This is a genomic window from Rothia aerolata (assembly GCF_014635585.1).
Taxonomy (GTDB): Bacteria; Actinomycetota; Actinomycetes; order Actinomycetales; family Micrococcaceae; genus Rothia; species Rothia aerolata.
The window spans coordinates 1,229,261-1,253,696 of sequence record NZ_BMDC01000001.1 but is presented as its reverse complement, the minus strand read 5'-3'; the positions used below and the strand labels follow the sequence as shown (position 1 = coordinate 1,253,696).

The following is a 24,436-nucleotide window of genomic DNA, read 5'->3' as shown; positions in this document are numbered from 1 at the left end:
AGCCCCGCCCACGATCGCTCAGCGATCGCGGGCGGGGCGAGGGAATCAGGCGCAGAGCGTTTGCCCTGGCCCCAGCACAGCCACTATCGGCGAACCTAGCGCCCGCTAATCCAGCTGGAGTCGTAGAAGTCGTCGTCCCCATGCTTGATTCCGCGGGAGAGGTCTTTTTCTAGCTGGCGCTCGGCATAGTCGGTGGGGCGGATAATCGACTCGTCGTGGTCTTCGGGCGTGTAGACCGCCAGGGCAAAGATGCCGTAGAAGAGGGCAGCCATGAGCCACAGTAGCAGAGTGATTTCTGTCCACATGGCAACGTGGCTGCGCATCAGGTTCTCGTCTTCGGGCGCGAAGAGGTAGGGAACCACCGCAATGGCGATAATGGCTGAGGCAACCCCTAAGAGCACCAGGGAGTGCGGGAACCAGAACCACTTGGCTTTCTTGTTTTTGGCAACCGGCGCCTGGCCGGGAACCCGCAGGGAAGCGAAGCGGCGGCGTCGTACGGCAATCAGCAGAAAGAGCCCCACCAGCACCACCAGCAGACCTGCCCCGGCAAGGAGCAGGTGGCCGGTGAAGAGGGGCACCAGGGTGCAGAGCAGGCCCACCACAAAGAGGGTGAAACTGAGCCCAAAATACATGCGAACCCGGGCGGCTACCGCCCGGTGGGCAGGTACCGTATAGCCGGGCTCGCCCTCAGCGGGGGCGGGATCCTGAAAGAAAGCGCTGTAGTAGGCGCGATCCTGCTCGCTCATATCTTCAAAGCGGAGCCCGAATCGATTGTTGTTGCGCTTGGTCATTCTCTTCCCACCGCCTCTTTATGCTTGGTTTTCCTTATACATGGTGAGCCAGGTGTCGAGCTGAGCGTGGAGCTGGGAATCCTCAAAAGAGGTGAAGTAGCCATTGCCCTGCGGTGCGTTTTCGGGGGTCTGGGTAAAGACCATGGTCACCGTGCCCGCGCTCTGGGCGGCCTTGACTCCGGTACCGGAATCTTCAAAGGTCAGGGCGCGCTCGGGGGTTCCGCCCAGGCGCTGAACAGCCTCGGTGTACATATCGGGGGCGGGTTTGGGGTTATCGACGTCGTTGGCGCCCACCCAGGTGCGCAGGTAGGGTGCATATCCGTAGTGGTTGAGCTTGTGGGTGAGCAGCTTGCTCGATGAATTTGAGGCGACCGCTACGGGGAGAACCTCGGAGATTTTTTGCATGACCTCAAGGGCACCGGGAATCAGCTCGACACCTTCGCCGGCAACGCTGGCCTCCCTGGCGTTAATTTCCTCAAGAACGTGCTGATAGTGGTTCTCGAAGGTCTCGTTCTCTGGAACGGTCAGCTCGGCGAGAACCTGGGCAACTGCCTGGGCGGTGGAACCGGTCAGTTCCTCTTCAAGCTCGTCTGTCATGGTGGCGCCGTACTTGGCAAAGATTTGCTTTTGGTAGGCGTTCCAGCGGGTTTCGGAGTCGATGAGAATTCCATCGCAGTCGAAGACCACGCAGGTGGGGTACCAATCGTCAGATACGGTAGTGGTGAACATATGTCTATTCTTTCATAGACGTGGGGCCCGTGCTGGGCGGGCGTAAGATACTACCCGGTCAGTAGGTGTGCCCAAGCTCCCGTTCGTCTGAGGCGGGGGAGCGGGGGTGGCTTTGAGATGATGGATGTATGACTGATTCTGCTTCTTCTGATCTTGCTAACCATCCCGAGCAGGCCCGCCTGGTGCTGGTGCGCCACGGCCAGACCGACTGGAATCTTCAGCGCAGGTTCCAGGGCCAGGAGGACATTCCCCTCAACGACACCGGCAGGGAACAGGCAGAAGAAGCGGCGCAGAACCTTGAGAATTTTGCCGGTCTGGTGCGCGAGGAAAACAGCGGTTTTTCCTGGGACTCCGTGGTGACCTCCCCGCTGTCTCGCGCCTATGAGACCGGTTCGATTATCGCCAAACACCTGGGCCTTGAGGTGGAGGGAACCTACGAGGGTATGCAGGAGCGTAGCTTCGGCTCTGCCGAGGGCGTGCAGGTGACCCCCGATAACTGGCAAAATATTGAAGAGATTTTTGAGGGGATTGAGCCTCTTGAGAACCTGCGGAAGCGCGGTATTGCGGCGCTGAACACCGCCCTTGAAGAGCATGCGGGGCAGAATTTGATTGTGGTGGCCCACGGAATGTGGATTTCGCAGGTGCTAACCGAGCTCACCGGTGAGGAAGTGCCGATTCCTCCCAACGCCGCGGTGACTGAAGTGCGGCTGGATTTGCTCAAGCACAGTAACGAAGGAGTCTAAGGCATGGCTGAGAAGATTGACCTAACCGGTTCGCTGACCCTGATTCGCCACGGGCAGACCGACTGGAACAAGAACCACCTGATGCAGGGCTCCTCCGATATTCCGCTCAATGATCGCGGGCGCCAGCAGGCGGTTGAGACCGGCGATAAGCTGGCAGACTTGGGCTTGGGCTTTGACGTTTTGGTTTCTTCACCGCTGTCTCGGGCCAGGGAGACCGCCGAGATTGTGGGCTCCCGCCTGGGCCTGGAGCTGACTGCTACCTATGAGGGTCTGGTGGAGCGCCACTACGGTGAGGCTGAGGGCTTGGACATCCCCGAAGAGGCCCGCCGTGCCCCTGATGCTTTCTACCAGGGTGTGGAGTCTGAGCGCAGCGTCTATGTGCGCGGTGTGCAGACCCTGCGCGAGATTGTGCTAGCCTACCCCGGCCAGCGCATTATCGCCGTCTCCCACGGTTCCCTGATTCGCCGTGTGCTGTCTGCCTCCAACGGCAGGGAGTGGGCTACCCCGGTGCCCAACGCCGCCCCGCTGGAGATTCCCCTGGAGGGCCTTTTCGCCTGGCGGGAGGAAGATGAGCCGCTGCTGGTGGGTAAGCCCTAGGTGGCCTCGGTTCTTTTTCAGGACGCCGCTGCCGCAGCTCGAACGCGCAGGGCGGCGCGCGCCGTCCTTAGTCTCTACTGCCTGCTCGTAGCCGCGGTGGTACTCTGGCCCGTTCACGTGGACGCCAATGCCGGAGGGGAGAGCCTGAGGCTGCTCTTGGAGACCGGTCACGCGGTGGGGTGGCTACCTGCCTGGTTCGGCTATAACCAGGTGGAATGGCTCTCTAACGTGGTAATGTTCGTTCCCCTGGGTCTGTTACTCACCCTGCTTCTTCCTGCCCGCAGGCGCTTTGGGGCGGTAGTGATTTCTGCGCTGGCCACCTGCGTGATTGAGACGGTTCAGCTGCTGCTACCGGGCCGCACGTCGTCGCTGTGGGATATTTTTGCAAATTCCCTGGGTGGATTGTTGGGTTGGGGTCTGGGAATCCTGCTGATTCATTGTGTAGCTGTGCGATTGCGTGCAAAAACACCTGTGAAATAACACAAAAAACCACGGTTTTTCGCGCTTTGAGGGCGGTTTACATTGACGAAACAACACAAACCCACATAAAATCAAATGCGCAAGGCTAGTATGCAAACCATCCCACATAGACCTAGGTGATGTGCCCTTATGTTCGCTGAAGAACGTCGCGCTGAAATAGCGAAACTAGTAGCGTCTGCTCGTAGAGTAAATGGCGCTGAATTGGCGCGCCGCTATGAGGTCACCATGGAGACCGTGCGCCGTGACCTGGCGGCTCTGGAAGCTGAAGGCAAGCTTCGTCGCGTGCACGGCGGTGCTGTGACTGTTGAACAGTCTACTTCTGTGGAGTCTTCGATTGCTCTGCGCCAAAACATGAACACCCCCGAGAAGCAGCGTATTGCCCTGGCGGCCTACGAGCTCTTGCGGGATTCCGACGTCGGGGCTGTGGTTCTCGACGCCGGTACCACCATTGAGATTCTGGCAGACCGTATTGCCGCTGATAACTTCAGCCTCAAATCCGGCGCCGACCGTCTGGTTATTACCCACGCCCTCCACATCGCGGTGAAGCTGGCTGAGGCAGACGGCATTGTGCTGGATTTAGTGGGCGGCCAGGTGCGCAAGATGACCTGGGCGGCTATCGGCGCTCGTTCGGCTGAACACTACGCCTCAATCCGCCCTGATATTGCCTTTATCGGTGTCAATGGACTCGACGCTGAGTTCGGTCTGAGCACTCCCGGGCTCAACGAGGCAATTGTAAAAACCGCCATTGTTAAGTCTGCTCGTCGTGTGGTTTTGCTCTGCGACTCGGCAAAGTTTGGGCGTGAGTCTCTGGTGCGGTTTGCCGGCCTGGAAGATGTAGACGCCATTATTACTGACAAGGCCCCCGAGGGCGACCTCGCGGCGGCGCTTGAAGAATCTAACGTAGAGGTATTGATCGCATGATTGTGACACTAACGGCTAATCCCAGTATGGACCGCACGGTGGAGCTCCCCGGGGAGCTCAAGCGCGGTGCCGTGATCCGCGCTGAACGGGCGGTTCAGGATCCCGGTGGTAAGGGTGTCAACATCGCGCGTGCGCTGAAGGTCTCTGACTTTGAGACCGTGGCGGTTCTGCCCGGTGACGACGAGGACGCGGTGCTGACCAGCCTGCGCGAAGAGGGCGTTGCCTTCACCAACATGCCCATCGGTTCCCCGATTCGCTCTAACATCACCGTGGTGGAGCCCGATGGAACCACCACCAAGCTCAACGCTCCCGGTGAACCCCTCAATGATGTTGCCCAGCAGCAGCTGACCCGCCTGCTCATTCAGGAGACCCAGAGCGCTTCCTGGCTGGTGCTGGCTGGCTCCCTGCCTCCCGGCGTGCAGAGCGACTACTACTCGGTGGTCTCCCGCGCTATCCGCGAGGCCCAGGGAGAGAACGCGCCGCTGATTGCCGTGGACACCTCGGGCAACGCCCTGCGCGACGCCGTCAATGGCCAGGACGGCATGCCCAACCTGATTAAGCCCAACTCCGAGGAGCTCGCCGAGCTGGTGGGCCGCCCCGACGAGTGGCAGGAGCTTGAGGGCAGCGTTGAGCAGACCGCCCGCACCGCCGCTGAGCTGGTAGAGCGCGGAATCGACGCCGTGCTGGCCACTATGGGCGGCGAGGGCGCGGTGCTGGTCACCGCCGGCGGCGCCTGGCACGCCAAGCACGCGCCGGTGAAGGTCCGCTCCACCGTAGGTGCCGGGGACTGTTCGCTGGCCGGTTACCTCATTGCCCACGAACAGGGCAAGAGCCCTGCCGAGTGCCTGGTGCAGGCGGTGGCGCACGGCTCCGCGGCGGCGTCCATGCCCGGAACTCAGGTGCCCGTGCTCTCGGCAACCACCCCCGAGGCAGTCACCCTGACCGAAATTAACCTGTAAGCTTTACGTTTTATTCGAACATTCACAAGGAGGTCGGAGCATGTCTGCTCTGATTACCGCCGAGCTTGTCTCTCTCGACAAGAATCTCGGTGACTCTCGCTTTGATGTCATTCGGCACCTGGCAGAGGCAGTAACCAACGCTGGACGCGCCACCGACGTAGAAGAGCTCTACGCCGCCGGTAAGGCCCGCGAGTCCAAGACCGACACCGGTATTCCCGGCGGCATTGCGATTCCGCACTGCCGTTCCGCAGCGGTGACCGAACCCACCCTGGCCATGGCCCGCCCCAACCCCGGCGTGGACTTTGGTGCCAAGGACGGCCCGGCAGATCTGATTTTCTTCATCGCCGCACCAGACGGCGCTGACCAGGCCCACCTGAAGATTCTTTCCACCATGGCGCGCTCGCTGATGAAGAAGTCCTTCACTAAGTCCCTGCGCGAAGCCAAGACCGAGCAGGAAGTTGTTGACCTGGTCAATAACGCCCTGGGTCTCAACGCCGACGGTACCGAGAAGACCGCCGAGCAGAAGGAAGCCGAGAAGCAGGCTGCGGCAGAGCAGTCGGCCCAGACCTCCGGTTCCTCCGTTGCAGCGGGTTCCACCGGCGCAGCTGCCGGTGCAGGAACCGCCGCCGCGGCGTCGTCCTCAGCTCCCGCCCGCAAGAAGGTGGTGGCGGTAACCTCCTGCCCCACCGGCATCGCCCACACCTATATGGCAGCAGACGCGCTGACCTACGCCGCTGAAGAACTGGGCATCGACTTCAAGGTGGAGCCCCAGGGCTCCTCCGGTGGCGATAAGCTCACCGCCCAGGATATCGCAGAGGCAGACGCTGTGGTCTTCGCCAACGGCGTGCCCGTGCGCGACCGCGGTCGCTTTGCCGGTAAGCCCTTTATCGAAGGCCCCGTCAAGCGCGGTATCGACGAACCCGCCCAGATGATTCAGGAGGCTCTGGCAGAAGCCGAGAAGCCCAACGGCAAGCGCGTTGCAGGCGTTGCCGGTGAATCAGACGAGGGAACCGTTGAGAAAACCAGCTGGGGCTCCTTCATCTACAAGGCGCTGATGACCGGCGTCTCCTACATGATTCCCTTCGTGGCCGCCGGCGGTATTATCGTGGCGCTGGGCTTCCTGCTCCAGTCCATGACCGTCAGCAACCTGGGTGAGGTTGATACCGAGTCCATTCTGGCTAACTCATCGCTGACCAACCTGGGCGACGTGCCGCTCTCCCTCTACCTGGGTGCGGCCCTCCAGTACATCGGTGGCTTTGGCCTGACCCTGATGGTCCCCGCCCTCTCCGCCTACATCGCCTACGGCCTGGCCCAGCGCCCCGGTATCGCACCGGGCTTCATCGCCGGTTCCGTTGCTGTTGGTGTTAACGGTGGCTTCCTGGGCGGTATCGTCTCCGGTCTGCTGGCCGGCCTGTGCGCCTACTGGCTCTCCCTGCCTAAGCTACCTCGCTGGCTGGCAGCTATGATGCCCGTGGTGATCACCCCTCTGGTGGCAACCCTCTTCTCAGCGGGCCTGATGTTCTTCGTTCTGGGCGGGCCCATTGCCTGGATTATGACCGGCCTGACCGACTGGCTGAACTCGATGTCCGGCACCTCCGCTGTGCTGCTGGGTATTATTCTCGGCGCCATGATGGGCTTTGACCTGGGTGGTCCCGTCAATAAGGCGGCCTATCTCTTCGCTACCACCAACCTGGCCACCGGTACCGGTGCCCAGGAGGTTATGGCAGCTGTGATGATTTCCGGTATGGTTCCCCCGCTGGCTATGGCACTTGCCACCGCGGTTCGCCCCAAGCTCTTCACCGACGCTGAGCGCCAGAACGGCAAGGCAGCCTGGCTGCTGGGTGCCTCCTTCATCTCTGAGGGCGCTATTCCCTTCGCCACCGCTGACCCGCTGCGCGTGATTCCCTCGTCGATGATCGGTGCCGCTGTGGCAGGCGCTATCTCCATGAGCTCCCACGTTACCTCCCCCGCTCCTCACGGCGGTATCTGGGTTTCGGGCCTCTCCAGCAACATCGGAATGTTCTTTGTGGCAGTGATTGTCGGCACCATCGTTTCGGCTCTGATTTACGTTATTCTCAAGTCAGCAACCACCAAGAAAGATGCTGTGAAGAAAGAAGCCACCACCAGCGACGCTTCGGTTGCCGCATAAGTTCTACGGCAACTTGAGACAAGCACCAGAATTTAGATCTCATAACTAAAGGAAGAATTCATATGACTACCTACAAGGGTGTTGGCGTTTACGCCGGCCGTGTTGTTGGCACTGTTCTTCAGATGCCCGAGCCTATCCAGGAGCCCAAGGCTGGCCTGAAGCTGGCTGAGGGTGAGACCCCCGAGGCTGCCGCAGAGCGCATTCAGTTTGCCGCAGAGGCTGTGAAGGCTGATCTGCTCAGCCGTGCAGAAAATGCTGGCCGCGACGGCAAGGCTGTGCTGAAGTCCACCTCTCAGATGGCAACCGACCGTGCCCTGCTCAAGGGCGCTAAGAAGCTGGTGGAGAAGCAGGGTCTGGCTCCCGAGCGCGCAATCTGGGAGGCCGCTTCTGACTTCGCCAAGCAGATGGAGGCCCTGGGCGGCTACATGGCTGAGCGTGTGACTGATATTCATGACGTGCGCGCCCGCATTGTTGCTGAGCTGACCGGCCAGCAGGCTCCCGGTATTCCCTTCTCCAACGAGCCTTTTATTCTGGCTGCCATTGACCTGGCACCGGCTGATACCGCTACCCTGGACCCCAAGAAGGTTATCGCCCTGATTACCTCTGACGGCGGCCCCCAGGCTCACACCGCAATTTTGGCTCGCGGCCTGGGCCTGCCCGCTATCGTTGCGGCCAATGGTGTTACCGAGATTGAGAACGGTACCGAGATCTACGTTGATTCCAACGAGGGCATTATCGATACCGAGCCCACCCTCGAACAGCGCGATGCTGCTGAGAAGTACGCTAACCGCAAGCCCCTGCCCGACTTCGACGGCAAGGGTGTTATGGCAGACGGAACCTCCGTGCCCCTCTACGCTAACGTTGGCGACGGCAAGTCCGCTGAGAAGGCAGCCGGCCTCAATGCAGAGGGCGTTGGTCTGCTGCGCACCGAGTTCGGCTTCCTGGGCAACGACACCGAGCCCACCGTGGAAACCCAGGCTGAGACCTACAAGTCGGTCTTTGACGCTTTCCCCGGCCAGCACATTGTGGTTCGTACCCTGGACGCCGGTGCTGATAAGCCCCTGCCCTTCCTGAACGTCAAGGAAGAAGAGAACCCCGCTCTGGGTGTTCGCGGTTTCCGTACCGACTGGACTGTGCCCGGCGTGCTGACCCGCCAGCTGGAGGCAATCAAGAAGGCAGCCGAGGGCTCCGAGGCAGACATCTGGGTGATGGCCCCCATGATCTCCACTACCTCCGAGGCTCGCAACTTCAAGAACATGCTCGATGAGGTTGGCATTGAAACTCGCGGCGTGATGGTTGAGACTCCCGCGGCAGCTGTGAACGCCGAGGCAATCCTGGGCGAGGTGGACTTCGTCTCCATCGGTACCAACGACCTCACCCAGTACACCATGGCAGCAGACCGCCTGCTGGGCGACCTGGCGCACCTGAACAACCCCTGGCAGCCCGCCGTCCTGAAGATGATTAAGCTGACCGTCGACGGCGCTCGTAAGGCTTCGATCACCGCGGGCAAGAAGAAGTACGTTTCTGTCTGTGGTGAGGCAGCCGCTGACCCTGCTCTGGCAGTGGTTCTGGTTGGTCTGGGTGTTGATACCCTCTCCATGAATGCTGGCGCAATTGCCGCTGTTTCGGCAGTGCTGAAGTCAGTGACCAAGGAGAAGGCACAGCAGATTGCTGTGAAGGCTCTCTCCCAGATTTCCTCGGCAGAGGCAAAGGCGGCAGCCCGTGAAGAGCTGCCCATTCTGGATGAGCTCGGCCTCTAGCCTGTGGGCCAATAAGAAATTAGCAAACAGCTGGTTTGGTGCCTAAAAAGGTACCTTATCTGCTTTAGACTTTAGAGTGGAAGAAAATTTCCACACTCTTATTCAAGGAGAATCATCATGGCAGAACGTATTGCCACCATCGCAAGCCGCGTTGGCCTGCACGCACGCCCCGCAGCTATCTTCGCTGAAGCAGCTGGCGACCTGCCCGTTGAGGTTACTATTGCAGCTGAGGGCGAGCCCGCAGATGAGGCAATGGATGCAGCTTCAATCCTGTCTCTGATGTCACTGGGTGCTAAGCACGGTGACCGCGTTGTTCTTCGCGCAGAAGGCGACGGCGCTGAGGAAGCTCTTGACTCCCTGGTCAAGATCCTCGAGACCGATCACGACGCTGAGTAAGACTCTTAGCTCATAGGTTTCACAGAGGCCCCGCACCCTTGATGGGTGGCGGGGCCTTTGCGCGTTTAACGATCTAGGTCGGTACACATTGAGAGCCCAGTACATTTGTATATGTGTACTGGGCTCTGAATGTGTACCGAACTGCGCCGGTGTGAACTGAAGGTTCCCCCTGAGCCAATACTCACGCGGGTGCCTGCTGTAAACAGCAGGCCTATCTCGTTAGACTAAATGGAAGAGTAAAAACTAGATGCACTGCCCCCGGCGGCGCATGGTGAAAGTTGAGGCCCTTGCGAGAATTTAAAGCACGTTTTGCTACCGAAGCAGAGATTGCCCACTGGGATGACCACGTGATTGCCAACCCCAATGGCGGTAACCTGTTGCAGTCGGCGTCCTTCGCCTCCGTTAAGGCTAAGCACGGCTGGGAGCCCCTCTACCTGGTGTACGAAGGTACCACCGAGCTCAACGGTGAGAGCGCGCCCTTCCTGAGCTACAACCTGATTCTTCAGAAGTCTGTGCCTGCCCTGGGCAAGGTCTGGTACATGATTAAAGGCCCTGACGTAAATAGCGCCGAGGAAATCCCCGCCATTCTTGAGGCTAACAAGGCTTTCATCGAGGAGAACAAACTGGGTGTTTTCCTGGTGAAGATTGAGCCCGATATTATTGCCGATGAGCAGACCAAGGCTTTCTTCGCTAAGACCGGTCTGGTTAAGTCTTTCAACATTCAGCCCAATGACTCCACCGCGATTCTTGCCACCGACAAGAGCGAGGAAGAGGTACTGAAGTCTCTGAGCTCCCGCGGTCGTAACGCGGTGCGCCGTTCTGCCCGCGAGGGCTGTGAGGTGAAGCGGGTTGAGCTGACCGAAGAGAACATGCGGAAGATGTATGCTCTCATGGATACCGTGGGCCAGGGCAACGCCAACGTCAACCTGCGCTCTTTCGACTACTACCGCGATTTCTGGACCACCTTTGAGAAGGCCGGCCAGGGTCGCCTCTACTTCACCTATGAGGACGGCGAGCCCTCGGTGGGTGCCTACGTGATCAACTACGGCAACAAGGGCACCTATAAGGACGGCGGCTCGAAGCCCCGCCGCAAGCAGTACGGCGATTCCCACCAGGTGCAGTGGACTGCGCTGACCGACTTGATGAAGGAATTCAATATCGTGGAATACGATTTCTGCGGTACTCCTCCGGCGGATCAGCTGAAGAATAAGGATCACCACTACTACGGTCTGGGCCTCTTCAAGACCTCCTTCACCAAGAACGTGGTGGATTTTGTGGGTGTTTGGGATCAGGTGCTCTCACCGGCTAAGTACCAGGTTTGGAACCGTCTGGCTGAGAAGGTTATGCGGGGCCTGTGGGTTCGTAAGACCGGCCAGCCTTTCTACTAAAATTCTTTGCTCACCCCGGCTCTGGCCGGGGTGGGTGCTTTCTTGCGCGCCCAAACACTACACGTTGCTTGGCGCGCTGACTACCGACGGTAACTGAGAGGGGTGAGATGATGACTGAACCGGTGAAGAACCTTCAGCAGAAGTCTTACCCCTCTGCTTTTGACTCGGCGCCGGTGGAGCCTGAGACGGCATCGGCAGATGTTTTTGGTGCCTCGAGCTCCCTGCCGCAGGCAGGTGCTGCGGGGGAGAAATCCCAGGACGAGCGCTCGCTCGGCTCATCTGCCTTTGAGCGGGGGAGCGTGGGGGAGGAGTCCTCTGCCGAGCCCGATTCCTTCGAGTCGAGCCCCTTTGAACCCAACCCCGATACCGGTCAGGCACCAGCTTTGACCACGGCTTTGCCGGTGATTTCTGTGGTGGTGCCCGAAAAAGACCGGCTGCAGGGGGTGCAACCTGCCACCTATCCTTCGGCAGACCACACCACCGCCATTCCCAAGATTTCCCGCGGGGAGCGCAGGAGAAACCACCGCTGGGTGCCTACTTCGCTGAAGTCTTTTGTGCACGCTGACCAGTCACTGACCAAGCCCATGCGCGGTATGGCGCGCCTGGCGCAGAAACAGTTTGCGGTGGCCAGCCAGCAGCGTAGAGACCGCGAAGAGTACGTGAGGGAAAAAGAACAGGCGCGCGAGATCCTCAATTTTTCGCTGCGCCTGTCTGAGACCATGTTCCACTACGGGGCAGACACGGTCGATGTTGATTCGGCGATTGTGTCTGTCTGTGCCGCCTATGGTCTGGACGACATTGAAATTGATATCACCAACCAGTCGGTGATTATTAACTATGTCTCTGATATCGATCAGATCAATGTGAAAACCCAGATGATGCGCACGGTCTCAGACTCGGATGCTCCGGGGCGGCAGGAGAAAAAGGAGGAGCGCTTTAGCCACACGGTTATGCGCGTGGTGCGCTCCTGGTCAGAGAACTACGCTGCACTCGACGATATTTATAAGCTGATCTACGACATCACAACCCGGGGTCTCTCGATGCCCAGGGCAGAGCGGCGGCTGCTACAAATCAACGAGGCGAAGAAGCCCTATTCGCCCCTGCTGATTATGCTGGCAAATATCATGACGGCCTTTGGGCTGACCATGGGCCTGGGCGGTTCGCTGGCGGCAGGGATTGCGGCGGGTTTGGTCTTTTTGGCAATTCACTTTGTCAACCAGCTCATTGCCCGCCTGAACCTGCCCAGCTTCTTCAACATGGCAGCCGGTGCCGGTGTGGTGACCTTTACCGCGATTTATATCTCTGACCCGGAATCTATCTTCGCCTCTATCGGCGTGAACGTAGCGGCTGCCCATATCGTGGCGGCGGGTCTGATTATGATGCTACCTACCTCGCGCCTGGTCTCCTCGGTGCAGGATGCCCTCAACGGTTTTCCGCTGACGGCGGCGGGCAAGGTGGTCTCCACCGGTATGTCTTTCTTGGGTATCGTGGTGGGGTTGGCCTCTGCTGTGATGGTGCTGGGCATGATTGGCACCGCAGAACTCAACATTGAAGAGACGGTTTTTGACCCGGCGAACGTGTGGGTGCACTGGATCTTTATGATGATTGCCTGCGTTGCTACCGGCATGACCTTTCAGGCTCGCTGGAAGACCCTGCTGTGGGTTGCGCTGATTTCCTCCTGCGGTATCTGGACCTACAACCTTATTCTGCTGGTTTTGGGTGCTGATTCGAGCAGGGCCGCTACCGCCGGAGCTGCCCTGGTGATTGGTCTGGCTTCTACCTACCTGGCCTACCGCCTGCACGCCCCGGCAGCTATCTTCTTTGTTCCCGGTCTGACCTTCCTGCTCCCCGGCCTCTCTATATTCCGTGGCCTGTATATGTTTACCGTGGAGACCAACTTCAACTCCACCGGTGTTCCCGGCATGGTCACGGCGGTGGGCATTGTTGTTTCTATGGCTTCGGGCGTGGTTCTGGGTAGCTACATCATGCAGAACATTATTCAGCGGGTTCTGCGCCCCCGCCGGAATTCCGCCTCCGGCTTTACCGAGACCCAGTCGATTCAGGTACTCGACCGATAGTGTGAGAACATATTTCTGAAGATTCCACGCAACCGGGTGTAGAGGGGCGAACAGTGGAGAAAAACGAGCAGGGACTCTCTCAGAGTGCCTACCCGTCTGCCTCGGCCTTTGAGCAGACCGCTCAGTACCAGCAGGTACCTTCTGCCGAGGATGACCCGCAACCTTTTGGCGCCCAGTCCACCGGCGGGCTACCTGTCGGAGCCTTTGGGGCACCCGGAACTTTACCCCGCACCTCACCGGCGCAGGCGGCCCCTGCAGCGGCGGCGTCGTCCTCAGAACCAACCAAACCGCTGGAGAAAACCAGTCTTCCCCACCCCAACGCTCTGCCAGTCGTCAGCGCTGAGGGGGCATTCGGGCCGGTAGCAGAAGATCCTTTTAGTCCGGCAGAGCCGAAGGAAGAAGACCTGGCTCCGCTGACCACCACCGTAACGCCGATTAGTGTGGCTGAGACACCCTCGACAACCGACGGTATGCAACAGGCGGCCTACCCCTCGGTAGCGCCCCAAACCTCTGGTATTCCCAAGGTGGCATATAAGCGGAAACTGGGGGCTGGCCAGGCGGTTCGCAGCTCCATTAAGTCCTTTATGCAGCCCAACCAGTCGCTGACGGTGCCCATTCGCGGCGTGGCGCGCGTGGCCCAGCGCCAGTTCACCATGGCAGCCAAGGTCAACCGTGAGCGCTTTGTGCAGAAGCAGGAGGAAGCCCGGGCGGTTCTCAACTTCACAGTGCGCCTGGCAGAGACCATGTTCCACTACGGCGCCGACACCATGGACGTCGATTCGGCGATTGTGGCGGTCTGCTCCACCTACGGTTTGGACGACGTTGAGGTAGACGTCACCAGCCAGTCGGTGCTGATTAACTATGTCTCTGACATTTCGGTGGATGAGGAGAACAAGCAGCTCTTCTCATCCTTTGGCGCCCGCACCAGCGAACGCTTTACCCACACCGTGGTGCGGGTGGTGCGCTCTAACTCAGAGAACTACTCCTCGCTTGAGGCGATTTACCGGCTGATTCACGCAATCACAGAAAAGGGTCTTGACCGTAAGGCGGCAGAGCGGCGGCTGCACGAGATTAACACCCGCCCCAAACTCTTCTCGCCGGCGGGAATTTTGGGCTTTAACCTGCTCATGGCTGTGGCCTTTACCTTCGGCGTGGGTGGCTCCTGGCGCGCGGCGATTCTTTCCTTCTTCGTCTTTATCGCGGTGCACTTTGCCATGCAGTGGGTGGGTAGACTCAAGCTGCCCAGCTTCTTTACCATGGCGGTGGGCTCGGGTGTGATTACCTCGGCGGCCATGTACGTGACCCACGAGGCCTCGGTCACCGAGGCGCTGAACTTCTATGTTTCCGGCCCCCACGTGGTGGCGGCGGGCCTGATGATGCTGTTGCCCACCGCCCGGCTGGTCTCTGCCTCCCAGGATGCGCTGACCGGCTATCCGCTGACCTCCGCCGGTAAGTTTGTGACCACCGGGGTGAGCTTTATTGGCCTGGTGGTCGGTATTGCTCTGGCGCTGACCGTGATGAGCTTCTTCGACGCGGTCAGCATGGATATTCGGCAGGCGGTCTTTAACCCGCCGCCGCTGTGGGTCAGCGTGGCGGGTATGGCCCTGGGGTCGGTGGCGGTGGTGGCCGCTGCCCAGGGTACCTGGAAGAACATGTTTTGGGTGCTGGTGGTTTCGCTCTCAGGCCAGGCGGTCTACTACGGCATGAGTGCCCTGGTAGACCAAGAGCCGGGCAAGCTCAACGTTGCCCTGGGTGCCTTCGTGGTGGGATCGGTCAGCGCTGTGCTCGCCTTTAGGCTGCACTCGCCCCAGTCGATTTTTGCGGTGCCGGGCATTATGTTCCTGCTTCCGGGTCTGACGATCTTCCGCGGCCTCTACTCGGTGGTGATCGACCCCGATCCCCTGGCCGGTATCGCCAACATTCTCGACGCTTCGGCAACCATTCTGACCCTCTCCGCCGGGGTAATTCTGGGTATATACATCACGCAGAATATAATCCAGCGCATCATAGAACGGCGCCACCCCGAAGACCAGCATCACGCCCCCACCGGTAGCTTTGAGGCCCCCATCAACCGCTAGTCGGGCGCGGGGGAGCTGAAGATTTAGGACGACGCCGCGGCGACGTCGTCCTACCCCTAGGCCAGCTGCCAGTTGACCGGCGTGACACCCTGCTGCACCAGAAGCTCATTAGCCCGGGAGAAGGGTCGGGAGCCGAAGAAACCCCGCGAAGCGGAGAGGGGCGAGGGGTGGGCAGACTCAACGCAGGGGTAGTTGCCCAGCAGGGACTTGGCATTGCGGGCGTCCCGCCCCCAGAGAATACCCACCAGGGGCTGATTGCGGGCAGCCAGTGCCTGAATGGCGCAGCTGGTAATTGTCTCCCAGCCCAGGTTCCGGTGGGAGCCGGCGTCCCCCGTGCCCACCGAGAGCACCCTGTTCATGAGCATGACGCCCTGGCGGCTCCACTGCGAAAGATCCCCGTGCTCGGGAGTCGGAATGTTCAAGTCTGACTGGAGCTCCTTATAGATATTTTGCAGGGAGCGGGGAATGGGGCGAACATCGGGCTTGACCGAGAAAGAAAGACCCATAGCGTGGCCGGGAGTGGGGTAGGGATCCTGACCGATGATGAGCACCTTGACGTTTTCCATCGGTTCTTTAAAGGCGTTGAAAATATCGTGGGCGGGCGGCAGGGTCTGGCGCCCAGCGCGGTGCTCCTCCCGCAGAAAATTCCCCATGGCCCGAATATTACTTTCGACCGGGGTAAGAGCTTCAGCCCAGTCAGGGGCCATAATCTCGGTTAGGGGCTGAGCGGGCACAATACACCTCACACGGGTTGGTGGCTTTCAAAAGTCTCTACTAAGACTAGGCTATCGAAGAGAAGAAAATCTGCTGTATCTGAGGAGGGCAATGTCTGAAGAACCCGCAGAAGGTCTGCTGGACGACCTCGAAACCGGCATTATCTCCATCGAAAAGCGCCGCTGGAAGTACCCCGGCGCCAAAGAACAGGCTATCCGCACCGAGCTGGGCCTCAGCCCCATTGCCTACTACCAGCGACTCAACACCATGATTGATAACCCGAGAATCATCGCTGTGGAACCGGCCCTGACCCGGCGCCTGCGCGAACACCGCGACCATGCCTAGATTCTTCCTTTAAACCGGCGAGACTCCCGCGCCCAACTGTGTACCCTAGAGGATGAAGATTTCCTCCCCGCTGATTAACCCCGAGAGGTAGCCTCCGTGAACTCCTTCCCCCACGATGAATTTGACGACGTTCCCGAAGACTCTCAACGTCGCGGTGCCTACCGGGGAAAAGTAGAAGATCCCAAGGCCTCTCCGCGGGGTTTCATCGGAATTTTGACCTTTGGCGGGCTGGCCCTGCTCATTGGTGCCCTCATGTTTATTTTCCAGCCGCGCACCCTCGCCCCCGACGCCTCCTCAACGAACGCCGAGAGCTCAACCAGTGCGTCGTCCTCACCCACACCCCGCGAACTCCGCGACCCCGCTGAAGTGAACGTCGAAATCTACAACGGCGGCGCCTATCCCGGCGCAGCCGCCGAAGTTGAACAGCAGCTGGAAGACGCGGGCTATCAGGTAACCGCAGCCGCCAACTGGCAGGGTGTGCCGCTGAGCCAATCGATGGTCTTCTACTCCAACGGCTACGTGAACGAGGCCAGCGAGCTGGCAGACCAGCTCAGCATTGAACTCATCGACTCAGACCCCGAGGCCTCCGCCAACCTCTACATTGTGCTGGGCCCCGACTACACCGGGGGAGCAAGCCCGAGTGGGTTGGCAGCGGAATAAGTGCTGCCAGGATGCCGACTCCCCCAACCTCCCTTAAACGCCCGCTCTGCGATTTCGCTTGCTCTTGTGTGCTCGCAGGCTCGCACCCGCTGCGCTACATCCCGATGCCAGTTGGTGGAGTCGGCATCCTTCCATCCTTCCTCCCTGTGCGCTGAGGGCGATTAAGCCTGTCAATCTCCTGTAAAAGGTTTGCGCTCTCCTAGAACAAGTGCCAAGATTGGTGTTAGCACTCTCAGTGTCTAACTGCTAAATCGCAGTGCTAGATTTAGCGGCCCACTGAAAGAGAAACAATGTACTTTCAGCCGTGAGGCGCCCCGCCCTCGTGAAGAGCGCGAGTCGGTGGAGCGTCGTCCGTCGCGGGCACAGCTGAAAGAAAAGGAATTCTTAGTCCAGGAGGGATTAAGCACAACATGGCAAAGCTGATTGCTTTTGATGAAGAAGCACGCCGCGGTCTCGAAAAGGGTCTGAACACCCTGGCAGATGCTGTCAAGGTAACCCTGGGCCCCCGCGGTCGCAACGTTGTTCTGGAGAAGGCATGGGGCGCACCCACCATCACCAACGACGGCGTCTCTATCGCTAAGGAAATCGAACTCGAAGATCCTTACGAGAAGATCGGCGCAGAACTGGTTAAGGAAGTTGCTAAGAAGACCGACGACGTCGCTGGCGACGGCACCACTACCGCAACCGTTCTGGCTCAGGCACTGGTTCGCGAAGGCCTGCGTAACGTTGCAGCCGGAGCTGACCCCCTCTCCCTGAAGCGCGGCATTGAGAAGGCAGTTGAGGCTGTTACCGCTGAACTGCTGAAGTCCGCTAAGGAAGTTGAGACCGAAGAAGAGATTGCCGCAACCGCATCTATCTCTGCTGGCGACCAGGAAATCGGTAAGCTCATTGCCGAGGCAATGGAGAAGGTCGGCAAGGAAGGTGTTATCACCGTTGAGGAGTCCAACACCTTTGGCCTGGAACTCGAACTGACCGAGGGTATGCGCTTCGACAAGGGCTTCCTCTCCGGCTACTTCGTGACCGACCCCGACCGCCAGGAAGCTGTTCTGGAGGATCCCTACATTCTGGTAGCGAACTCCAAGATTTCCAACGTTAAGGATCTCGTTCCCGTTCTTGAGAAGGTCATGCAGTCGGGTAAGCCCCTGCTGATCATTGCTGAGGACGTCGAGGGCGAGGCTCTGGCTCTGCTGGTTCTGAACAAGATGCGCGGCTCTATCAAGTCTGTAGCTGTTAAGGCTCCCGGCTTCGGTGACCGTCGCAAGGCTCAGATGGCTGATATTGCTATTCTGACCGGCGGCCAGGTTATCACCGAAGAGGTTGGCCTGTCTCTGGATCAGGCAACCATCGACCTGCTGGGCCAGGCTCGCAAGGTTGTTGTGACCAAGGACGAAACCACCATCATCGAGGGCGCTGGCGATGCCGCAGCTATCGAGGGTCGCGTGGCTCAGATTCGTGGCGAAATCGCTAACTCGGATTCCGACTACGACCGCGAGAAGCTGCAGGAGCGCCTGGCTAAGCTGGCAGGCGGCGTTGCAGTGCTCAAGGCCGGTGCGGCAACCGAGGTTGAGCTCAAGGAGCGCAAGCACCGTATTGAGGACGCCGTGCGTAACGCTAAGGCTGCCGTTGAAGAGGGCATTGTCGCCGGTGGTGGCGTTGCCCTGATTCAGGCTGGCGCTAAGGCTTTCGAGAACCTTTCCCTCGAGGGCGACGAGGCAACCGGTGCAAACATCGTGAAGGTTGCTATTGACGCTCCCCTGAAGCAGATTGCTTTCAACGCTGGCCTGGAGCCCGGTGTTGTTGCTTCTAAGGTTCGCGAGCTGCCCGTGGGCACCGGTCTGAACGCAGCAACCGGTGAGTACGAAGACCTCATGGCAGCGGGTATCAACGACCCCGTGAAGGTAACCCGCTCTGCCCTGCAGAACGCTGGTTCCATTGCAGGCCTGTTCCTGACCACCGAGGCTGTTGTGGCTGACAAGCCCGAGCCCGCCGGTGCTAACCCCGCCGCAGGCATGGACCCTGGCATGGGCGGCATGATGTAGCGAGCACACCATCGAGGTGCTTTTTGATAGGACGGCGCTCCTCGGCTTCGCGTGAACTTTCGGGTTCGTGCGGGGTGGGGGAGCGTCGTCCTTGTAAGAATGAGCGTGTACTTTTCTCCATAGAGCTTCCGCGAGGGGGCACATATCGTTCACAAAATGGCTGTTTTTGGGCGTATTTTGAATGATATGTGACCCCTCGCGGTGGGGCTAGACAGGGGCGATATGATGAGCCTTAACGGGTATACCCCGTATTTCCGTACTAAGAAGCGAGGAGAGGAAAACATGTCTCATCAAAGTATTTTTCATCGTCTAACCAGGGGTGCGCTTGCCGGAGCCGCAGGTGTTACCGCCCTGAACACCGTCACCTATCTCGATATGCTCACGCGCGGTCGCGGGGCGAGCGACGTTCCTGCCCGCATGGCTGAGAAGACGCTGGAACTGGGCGGAATCGAGATGCCCGGTGATGAGGAAACCCGGGAGAACCGCCTTGAAGCCCTCGGCGCTTTACTCGGCATTGCTGTGGGCACCGGGGTTGGTGTTTTGCACTCGGCCTCGGGCATGGCCGGTCGTCTTCCTTTTGCGGCGGAGTCTCTGCTGGTCGGAGCGGCAGCAACGGCGGCCTCGGATATTCCGATGGCTTTGACCGGGGTTTCTGATCCTAAGACCTGGGGCCTTAAAGGCTGGCTGAGCGATGCTATTCCGCATGCTGTTTATGGGGCTGTAGTTGCGGGTGTTATTCGCAAGACTCTTTGAGGGGCTTCTCTGCACGGTTAAACGCCCTGTCGGTGTTAACCCGTGCCGCAGGCATGGGTCCGACACCTGTCGGCATGATGTAATTGACTGAGTCGATTTGAGGATGGCGCTCCTCAGCTTCGCACGAATCTTTGGATTTGCGAAGGGTTGAGGAACGTTGTCTTTTCTTTTAACTTTGTCCGCTCATGACGTTCCGAAGGAACCTACAAAACGGGAGCAACTTTATCCTGTGGGGAGGTAAAGTTATTTCTAAAAATCTTGCATCACTCCAACTCCGTTCTGCGAGCTTGGATAGAAATGGAAATACTTAAAGCATGGCTCAGCAACGTCTTCAACTTACCTGGTACAACAAAGATAAAGCTCTAATACCTATCGAGTCCGGGAAGTATGGCTATACGTGGGTTGATCCTTCTGACCCTCGTTACTGCGAAACTCATACTTTGGTTTATGACGATTTTGTTGAAGGTGTGCAGTCTGAGAAGACTGAAGAGTTTTCTTATTCTGAGCGTGCTGACCTTGAGCCACAGGATGATAATCTGCTGATTCTCGGTGAGTCAGGTGATGTTCTTGAAGCACTTACTCGAGTGCCCGAGCTTGCTGAAAAATATGTGGGCAAGGTGAAGCTTATTTACATTGACCCGCCCTTCAATACCGCACAGACCTTTGCTAATTATGAAGATAATTTGGAACATTCTGTATGGCTGACCATGATGCGCGACCGTCTGCTACATATGAAGAAGCTACTTTCAGACGATGGGTCGATCTGGGTGCACCTAGATGATGTAGAAAACCACCGAATGCGGGTACTCATGGATGAAGTATTCGGTGTCGGTAACTTTATGTGTGAAGTTATCTGGGAGAAGAGAACAACCCGAGAGAATCGTTCGGTAGTTTCGGTTTCAACAGATTTTATACTCGTTTACACCAAAAAGAGAGGCGACTGGTCACGGAGCCGTAATCTTCTTATGAGAGATGGATCAGAAGGGTACATAAACCCGGATAACGATCCCCGTGGCCCTTGGACTTCTGTTCCTTTTACTGCACAGTTTAACCCTGCCGAAAATGAAAGATGGTCGCAAAGATATAGGCTCAGAACTCCTGCCGGCTTAGAGCTAGAACCTCCTGTAGGTTCTGTGTGGAGATTTACTGAACCTAGATACAATGAGCTAATAGTCGATAACAGAATCTGGTTTGGTGCTGATGGTAAAGCAGGTCCACGCCTCAAAAAGTTTCTTTTAGAGGTGCAAGGCGGTCTGGTTCCTCATACGCTATGGACAGCGTTGGAAGTTGGTACAACAGATACAGCAAAACGCGAGATTCAAGCTTTGTTTCCCAACAAGGCTGCTTTTTCCACCCCTAAACCCGAACGTCTACTCGAACGCATCATTCACATTGGCTCTAACCCCGGTGACATCGTTCTTGACGTTTTCGCAGGCTCTGGCACTACTGCCGCAGTAGCTCAGAAAATGGGGCGCCGCTGGGTAACCTGCGAGCTGGTAGAAGATACCTTCAACCGATTCACTAAAGCTCGTTTAGAGAAAGTTGTGAACGACCAAGACTCCGGTGGAATCACTCGAACTAAAGGTGAGCGTGTCGCGGCCGATAATGTTGAGTTACCCGAAGGCGTTTCAGCGGATGATGCCGCTAAATTCACTTCTGTGCTGAATAAGCTTATTGCAAATGACCCAGAGGCGAAGAAAGACCCTCGAATCAAAGCGCTCAAAGTTGCATCAAAGACTAAACGTACCAAGGAAGTTATTAACTGGCGCGGCGGCGGTGGGTTCCAGGTTGCACACCTGTCACCTTCTTGCTTTGACTACAGCCCAGATCTAAACCGTGTCATGTTAACTTCTGAAGCTACCGGGCAGACTCTGGTGGAGTCAGTAGCTGCTAATCTTGGTTTTTCGCTATTGCACTCTGAGGATGACCATACGTTCGACGCTCGGCGTGGAAATGCTCTATTGAAAGTTATTGAGGGAGTTGCAACTACTGATGTGGTGGACTCGCTGGTAAACCACATTCAGCCCGGTGAGACGATTGTTCTGGCTGCTACCACTGTGATGGATGGCGTACGTCAGCACCTGCGCCGTGTAGTGAAAGGTTCCCGAGTAGTATCCCTGCCAGACGGTGTATTTAGCTACAGCAAAGACGGTGACGAGTAATGAATACTAGACTTAACATCAGCTTTGACTCCGATATGTTGGAGTCCATTAGCTCTGAATTTGATTTGCGAGCTCCTAATAAAGAAGCACTTCGCCGGTTAATCTTTACTCTTGACGGTGATTATGACCCATCTGTAATGCAGGTACTTAACCTTGCCACGGGCGTTGGCAAGACATACCTCATGGCCGCTTTCGTGGAGTATCTGCGTCGTCAAGGGGTAGGAAACGTTGTTATCGTGACCCCGGGTAAAACAGTTCAAACCAAAACGGTACAGAACTTTACACCGGGCTCAGCTCGATACATCACCGGTTCGGCTGTTCCGCCCGAGGTCGTTACGCCGCAAGATTACTCAGCTTGGGTAGCTCGACAAAATGGAGCCGACAGGCTGGCATTTGGTAGGGAAGTACCAGCCTTGGCATTTATTTTCAATATTCAGCAACTCATTGCGCCCAAGGACGCTGATGGCGATACCCGAGGTGGAACCCAAGATGCAATCCGTCGTAAGCCACGACGGTTTGATGAAAATGCCGGAGTTCTGTTTGACTATCTTAAAAATCTGGATGATCTGGTTGTCATCGCAGATGAATCTCACTTGTACGGCTCGAGCGCAGTAGCATTCAACGCAGCTCTAAAAGAGTTAAACCCGGCAGCAGCTATTGGTTTAACGGCTTCGGTGAATAAGAAGACTGACCATGTAATTTATGAGTACCCGCTTTACCGTGCTATTCAGGATAAATACGTTAAAGCACCAGTTCTAGCTTTTCGCAAGACTGGGTACGGCACAGATGTAGCATCAGAAGAACAGCAATTGCGCGATGCCTTGCAGCTACGTTCAATCAAGCAGACATATTACGATTCTTATGCAGCAAGCCAAAACTGCAATCGTCTTAATGCAGTTGTATTCGTGGTCTGCTCCGACGTTGATCATGCGACTCAGGTTGCTGGGCTTCTTCGTACTCCCGAGTATTTTGGAAATGACGAAGCCGTTTTGCAGGTGGATTCAAAACACGAAGATGAAGCTACACAACGTAAGCTGAACGAACTTGACCTACCAGATTCACCGGTGTTTGCTGTAGTAAGTGTGAACAAACTTAAAGAAGGTTGGGACGTTAAGAATATTGCAGTTGTTGTGACTCTGCGAGCTATGGCTTCTGAGGTGCTCACCCAACAGACAATGGGCCGTGGTCTCCGTCTACCCTTTGGCCGTTACACTGGTGTGTGGCAGATTGATCAGCTCGATATTATTGCTCACCAATCTTTCACTGAACTACTTAATTCAGAGAACGTTCTTCAACAATTTGGACTGGAGGAAGCGGTTGCAGAACCTGATAAGGCTCAAGCTGAAGATGCTATTCGCAGAGCGGCAGAGAATTCTGCTGTAGGAACTGGCATGGCCTCAGGTTCTACAGATGATTCCCATCAGCAAGAAGAACGGGGCTCAGAACTTCCCGGTACTACTAGTCCAAACGCCAACATGGGTGACTCTGGAAGCCAAACAAGTGCAGTTTCTATCGGTAATGAAAATGGTGAGGTGTTTCCCGGCATTGGTGTACGCGCAATTACTGATTCCACCTCTGATACCGAACAGGAACAATCATGGGAATTAGTTTCAATTGAGAGAAACCCTGCTTTCGCTGATGTGACTTATCAGTTCCCGGTAACCTCAATTACCGTGCAACAACCTCCTATCGATCTTTCAGAGATTGGTGTTAGCCAGATAGAACAGGCTGCTCGGCGAGTTACCTCTACCGGTGATGTATTGCTACGCAAAGAGATTATTGCTGCGCTCGGTAAAAAACTGCGAGCAGAGGACCGTGAAAGTGCAGAGGTAGATTCAGTCCAGGTTGATGATGCCAGTGCTAAAGAGGCGCTCGTCAAACTTGTGATGAATATGCCCTTGGTTCCTAAAACAGAACAGACTGCTCGTTATGTAGGAACTTTCCTTGTACCGAAATTTATGCAGTCTGTGAACTTTACTGGTTGGACAGTAAAATCACTTGACTCAGCACGCGTTGAATTACACAAACTGATACAGACTTACACAGCGGAAACCCTGCGTTCTACGCGTGAAGTGCCAAGCATTCGGCCAAAGCCTTTACCTGGTGAAGGGTATGTTCTGCCTTTAGGTAAGAAGGTACATGATCAGATTGATTCTCGTGAACAGTTTGTTCGCGGTCAGGTATATCGTGGGTGGTTTAAGTCGCTGTTTGCTGAGGAATCGTTTGATTCTTATACCGGTGAATACCAGCTTGCACGTTTATTGAATACCTCACCTGGTATCGTGTGGTGGCACAGATTGCATTCGCATAATAATGCATTTGTGTACTACAACGCTAAAGACCGATATTTTCCTGATTTCGTTGCCCTTGATGCTAGCGGTGTCTACTGGATCATTGAAGGTAAAGACGAGCGTGGGCGCGATGACATTAAAGTGCAGGCTAAACGAAAAGCAGCAGAGACTCTTGTACAACGATTAGCTGCTGAAGATACCTATGAGAATCAGCACTGGGGCTACCTTATTGCCTACGAACAAGATATAGATCGTGCAGACTCTTGGGAAGACCTTAAAGCTTTCACACAGCCTGTCAGCAATTCGCTGTAATGCGCTTTAGGCGATCATTATCTTGGAAACAAAGGATAGGGGTTTGAAGACGGCGAATGATCGGTCGGAGAGTAAGAAGCATGATTCATTC

The 24,436-nt window shown here is 57.1% G+C and carries 20 protein-coding genes; 17 read left to right on the top strand and 3 right to left on the bottom strand.

The window, feature by feature from the left end; genetic code table 11:
• Positions 1-95 precede the first annotated feature (95 nt).
• Both IEV00_RS05620 and IEV00_RS05615 read right to left on the bottom strand, forming a co-directional pair.
• Positions 96-791 carry a hypothetical protein gene (locus IEV00_RS05620; protein ID WP_188359282.1) on the bottom strand — a complete coding sequence of 232 codons (696 nt, stop codon included), beginning with the start codon at positions 789-791 and terminating at the stop codon, positions 96-98.
• Between the two features lie 18 nt (positions 792-809).
• Positions 810-1,520, bottom strand: coding sequence for an HAD family hydrolase (locus tag IEV00_RS05615; RefSeq protein WP_188359281.1), 711 nt, complete (start codon positions 1,518-1,520; stop codon positions 810-812).
• 128 nt (positions 1,521-1,648) lie between these two features.
• Between IEV00_RS05615 and IEV00_RS11145 the strand changes: the two genes are divergently transcribed.
• The 11 genes from IEV00_RS11145 to IEV00_RS05565 all read left to right on the top strand — a co-directional run bounded on the left by IEV00_RS11145 (position 1,649) and on the right by IEV00_RS05565 (position 15,069).
• Positions 1,649-2,263: a histidine phosphatase family protein gene (locus IEV00_RS11145; RefSeq protein WP_229723079.1), complete on the top strand. Its 615-nt coding sequence runs from the start codon at positions 1,649-1,651 to the stop codon at positions 2,261-2,263.
• Between the two features lie 3 nt (positions 2,264-2,266).
• Complete coding sequence (locus IEV00_RS11140) at positions 2,267-2,860, top strand: histidine phosphatase family protein (protein WP_229723078.1); 594 nt, start codon at positions 2,267-2,269, stop codon at positions 2,858-2,860.
• A complete protein-coding gene (locus IEV00_RS05605) occupies positions 2,861-3,340 on the top strand; it encodes a VanZ family protein (protein ID WP_188359280.1) in 480 nt (159 codons plus the stop codon).
• 129 nt (positions 3,341-3,469) lie between these two features.
• The gene (locus IEV00_RS05600; RefSeq protein ID WP_188359279.1) at positions 3,470-4,261 is read left to right on the top strand and encodes a DeoR/GlpR family DNA-binding transcription regulator; all 792 of its coding nucleotides are present in this window, start codon (positions 3,470-3,472) and stop codon (positions 4,259-4,261) included.
• Complete coding sequence (locus IEV00_RS05595) at positions 4,258-5,220, top strand: 1-phosphofructokinase family hexose kinase (protein ID WP_188359278.1); 963 nt, start codon at positions 4,258-4,260, stop codon at positions 5,218-5,220. The genes IEV00_RS05600 and IEV00_RS05595 overlap by 4 nt, the downstream gene beginning before the upstream one ends.
• 40 nt (positions 5,221-5,260) lie before the next feature.
• Entirely contained in the window at positions 5,261-7,369 is a 2,109-nt protein-coding gene (locus IEV00_RS05590; protein WP_188359277.1) for a PTS fructose transporter subunit IIABC, read from the top strand.
• Positions 7,370-7,431: 62 nt separating this feature from the next.
• The gene (ptsP, locus tag IEV00_RS05585) at positions 7,432-9,129 is read left to right on the top strand and encodes a phosphoenolpyruvate--protein phosphotransferase (protein ID WP_188359276.1); all 1,698 of its coding nucleotides are present in this window, start codon (positions 7,432-7,434) and stop codon (positions 9,127-9,129) included.
• A 117-nt stretch (positions 9,130-9,246) separates the two neighbouring features.
• On the top strand, positions 9,247-9,525 hold the full coding sequence (locus IEV00_RS05580) for an HPr family phosphocarrier protein (protein WP_188359275.1): 279 nt from the start codon (positions 9,247-9,249) through the stop codon (positions 9,523-9,525).
• Between the two features lie 287 nt (positions 9,526-9,812).
• A complete protein-coding gene (locus tag IEV00_RS05575) occupies positions 9,813-10,913 on the top strand; it encodes a lipid II:glycine glycyltransferase FemX (RefSeq protein WP_188359274.1) in 1,101 nt (366 codons plus the stop codon).
• Positions 10,914-11,020: 107 nt separating this feature from the next.
• Positions 11,021-12,991: a threonine/serine exporter family protein gene (locus IEV00_RS05570; protein WP_188359273.1), complete on the top strand. Its 1,971-nt coding sequence runs from the start codon at positions 11,021-11,023 to the stop codon at positions 12,989-12,991.
• Between the two features lie 53 nt (positions 12,992-13,044).
• The gene (locus IEV00_RS05565; RefSeq protein ID WP_188359272.1) at positions 13,045-15,069 is read left to right on the top strand and encodes a threonine/serine exporter family protein; all 2,025 of its coding nucleotides are present in this window, start codon (positions 13,045-13,047) and stop codon (positions 15,067-15,069) included.
• A 56-nt stretch (positions 15,070-15,125) separates the two neighbouring features.
• Here IEV00_RS05565 and IEV00_RS05560 read toward each other — a convergent pair whose 3' ends face one another.
• Positions 15,126-15,806 carry a uracil-DNA glycosylase gene (locus tag IEV00_RS05560; RefSeq protein ID WP_188359483.1) on the bottom strand — a complete coding sequence of 227 codons (681 nt, stop codon included), beginning with the start codon at positions 15,804-15,806 and terminating at the stop codon, positions 15,126-15,128.
• A gap of 88 nt (positions 15,807-15,894) precedes the next feature.
• Between IEV00_RS05560 and IEV00_RS05555 the strand changes: the two genes are divergently transcribed.
• The 6 genes from IEV00_RS05555 to IEV00_RS05530 all read left to right on the top strand — a co-directional run bounded on the left by IEV00_RS05555 (position 15,895) and on the right by IEV00_RS05530 (position 24,345).
• The gene (locus IEV00_RS05555; protein WP_188359271.1) at positions 15,895-16,128 is read left to right on the top strand and encodes a DUF3263 domain-containing protein; all 234 of its coding nucleotides are present in this window, start codon (positions 15,895-15,897) and stop codon (positions 16,126-16,128) included.
• A gap of 96 nt (positions 16,129-16,224) precedes the next feature.
• On the top strand, positions 16,225-16,788 hold the full coding sequence (locus IEV00_RS05550; protein ID WP_188359270.1) for a LytR C-terminal domain-containing protein: 564 nt from the start codon (positions 16,225-16,227) through the stop codon (positions 16,786-16,788).
• A gap of 410 nt (positions 16,789-17,198) precedes the next feature.
• The gene (gene groL, locus IEV00_RS05545; protein ID WP_188359269.1) at positions 17,199-18,827 is read left to right on the top strand and encodes a chaperonin GroEL; all 1,629 of its coding nucleotides are present in this window, start codon (positions 17,199-17,201) and stop codon (positions 18,825-18,827) included.
• 282 nt (positions 18,828-19,109) lie between these two features.
• Positions 19,110-19,580 (top strand): hypothetical protein, encoded by a 471-nt coding sequence (locus IEV00_RS05540; RefSeq protein ID WP_188359268.1) that lies wholly within the window; start codon positions 19,110-19,112, stop codon positions 19,578-19,580.
• A 314-nt stretch (positions 19,581-19,894) separates the two neighbouring features.
• On the top strand, positions 19,895-21,742 hold the full coding sequence (locus tag IEV00_RS05535; protein WP_188359267.1) for a site-specific DNA-methyltransferase: 1,848 nt from the start codon (positions 19,895-19,897) through the stop codon (positions 21,740-21,742).
• The gene (locus IEV00_RS05530; protein ID WP_188359266.1) at positions 21,742-24,345 is read left to right on the top strand and encodes a DEAD/DEAH box helicase; all 2,604 of its coding nucleotides are present in this window, start codon (positions 21,742-21,744) and stop codon (positions 24,343-24,345) included. The genes IEV00_RS05535 and IEV00_RS05530 overlap by 1 nt, the downstream gene beginning before the upstream one ends.
• Positions 24,346-24,436 lie beyond the last annotated feature (91 nt).

Excerpts from the sequence above, each read along its gene's own strand:
- IEV00_RS05620 (WP_188359282.1), bottom strand. The coding sequence starts at position 791 with ATGACCAAGCGCAACAACAATCGATTCGGGCTCCGCTTTGAAGATATG.
- IEV00_RS05615 (WP_188359281.1), bottom strand. The coding sequence starts at position 1,520 with ATGTTCACCACTACCGTATCTGACGATTGGTACCCCACCTGCGTGGTC.
- IEV00_RS11145 (WP_229723079.1), top strand. The coding sequence starts at position 1,649 with ATGACTGATTCTGCTTCTTCTGATCTTGCTAACCATCCCGAGCAGGCC.
- IEV00_RS11140 (WP_229723078.1), top strand. The coding sequence starts at position 2,267 with ATGGCTGAGAAGATTGACCTAACCGGTTCGCTGACCCTGATTCGCCAC.
- IEV00_RS05600 (WP_188359279.1), top strand. The coding sequence starts at position 3,470 with ATGTTCGCTGAAGAACGTCGCGCTGAAATAGCGAAACTAGTAGCGTCT.
- IEV00_RS05595 (WP_188359278.1), top strand. The coding sequence starts at position 4,258 with ATGATTGTGACACTAACGGCTAATCCCAGTATGGACCGCACGGTGGAG.
- IEV00_RS05590 (WP_188359277.1), top strand. The coding sequence starts at position 5,261 with ATGTCTGCTCTGATTACCGCCGAGCTTGTCTCTCTCGACAAGAATCTC.
- ptsP (WP_188359276.1), top strand. The coding sequence starts at position 7,432 with ATGACTACCTACAAGGGTGTTGGCGTTTACGCCGGCCGTGTTGTTGGC.
- IEV00_RS05580 (WP_188359275.1), top strand. The coding sequence starts at position 9,247 with ATGGCAGAACGTATTGCCACCATCGCAAGCCGCGTTGGCCTGCACGCA.
- IEV00_RS05570 (WP_188359273.1), top strand. The coding sequence starts at position 11,021 with ATGATGACTGAACCGGTGAAGAACCTTCAGCAGAAGTCTTACCCCTCT.
- IEV00_RS05555 (WP_188359271.1), top strand. The coding sequence starts at position 15,895 with ATGTCTGAAGAACCCGCAGAAGGTCTGCTGGACGACCTCGAAACCGGC.
- groL (WP_188359269.1), top strand. The coding sequence starts at position 17,199 with ATGGCAAAGCTGATTGCTTTTGATGAAGAAGCACGCCGCGGTCTCGAA.
- IEV00_RS05540 (WP_188359268.1), top strand. The coding sequence starts at position 19,110 with ATGTCTCATCAAAGTATTTTTCATCGTCTAACCAGGGGTGCGCTTGCC.
- IEV00_RS05535 (WP_188359267.1), top strand. The coding sequence starts at position 19,895 with ATGGCTCAGCAACGTCTTCAACTTACCTGGTACAACAAAGATAAAGCT.
- IEV00_RS05530 (WP_188359266.1), top strand. The coding sequence starts at position 21,742 with ATGAATACTAGACTTAACATCAGCTTTGACTCCGATATGTTGGAGTCC.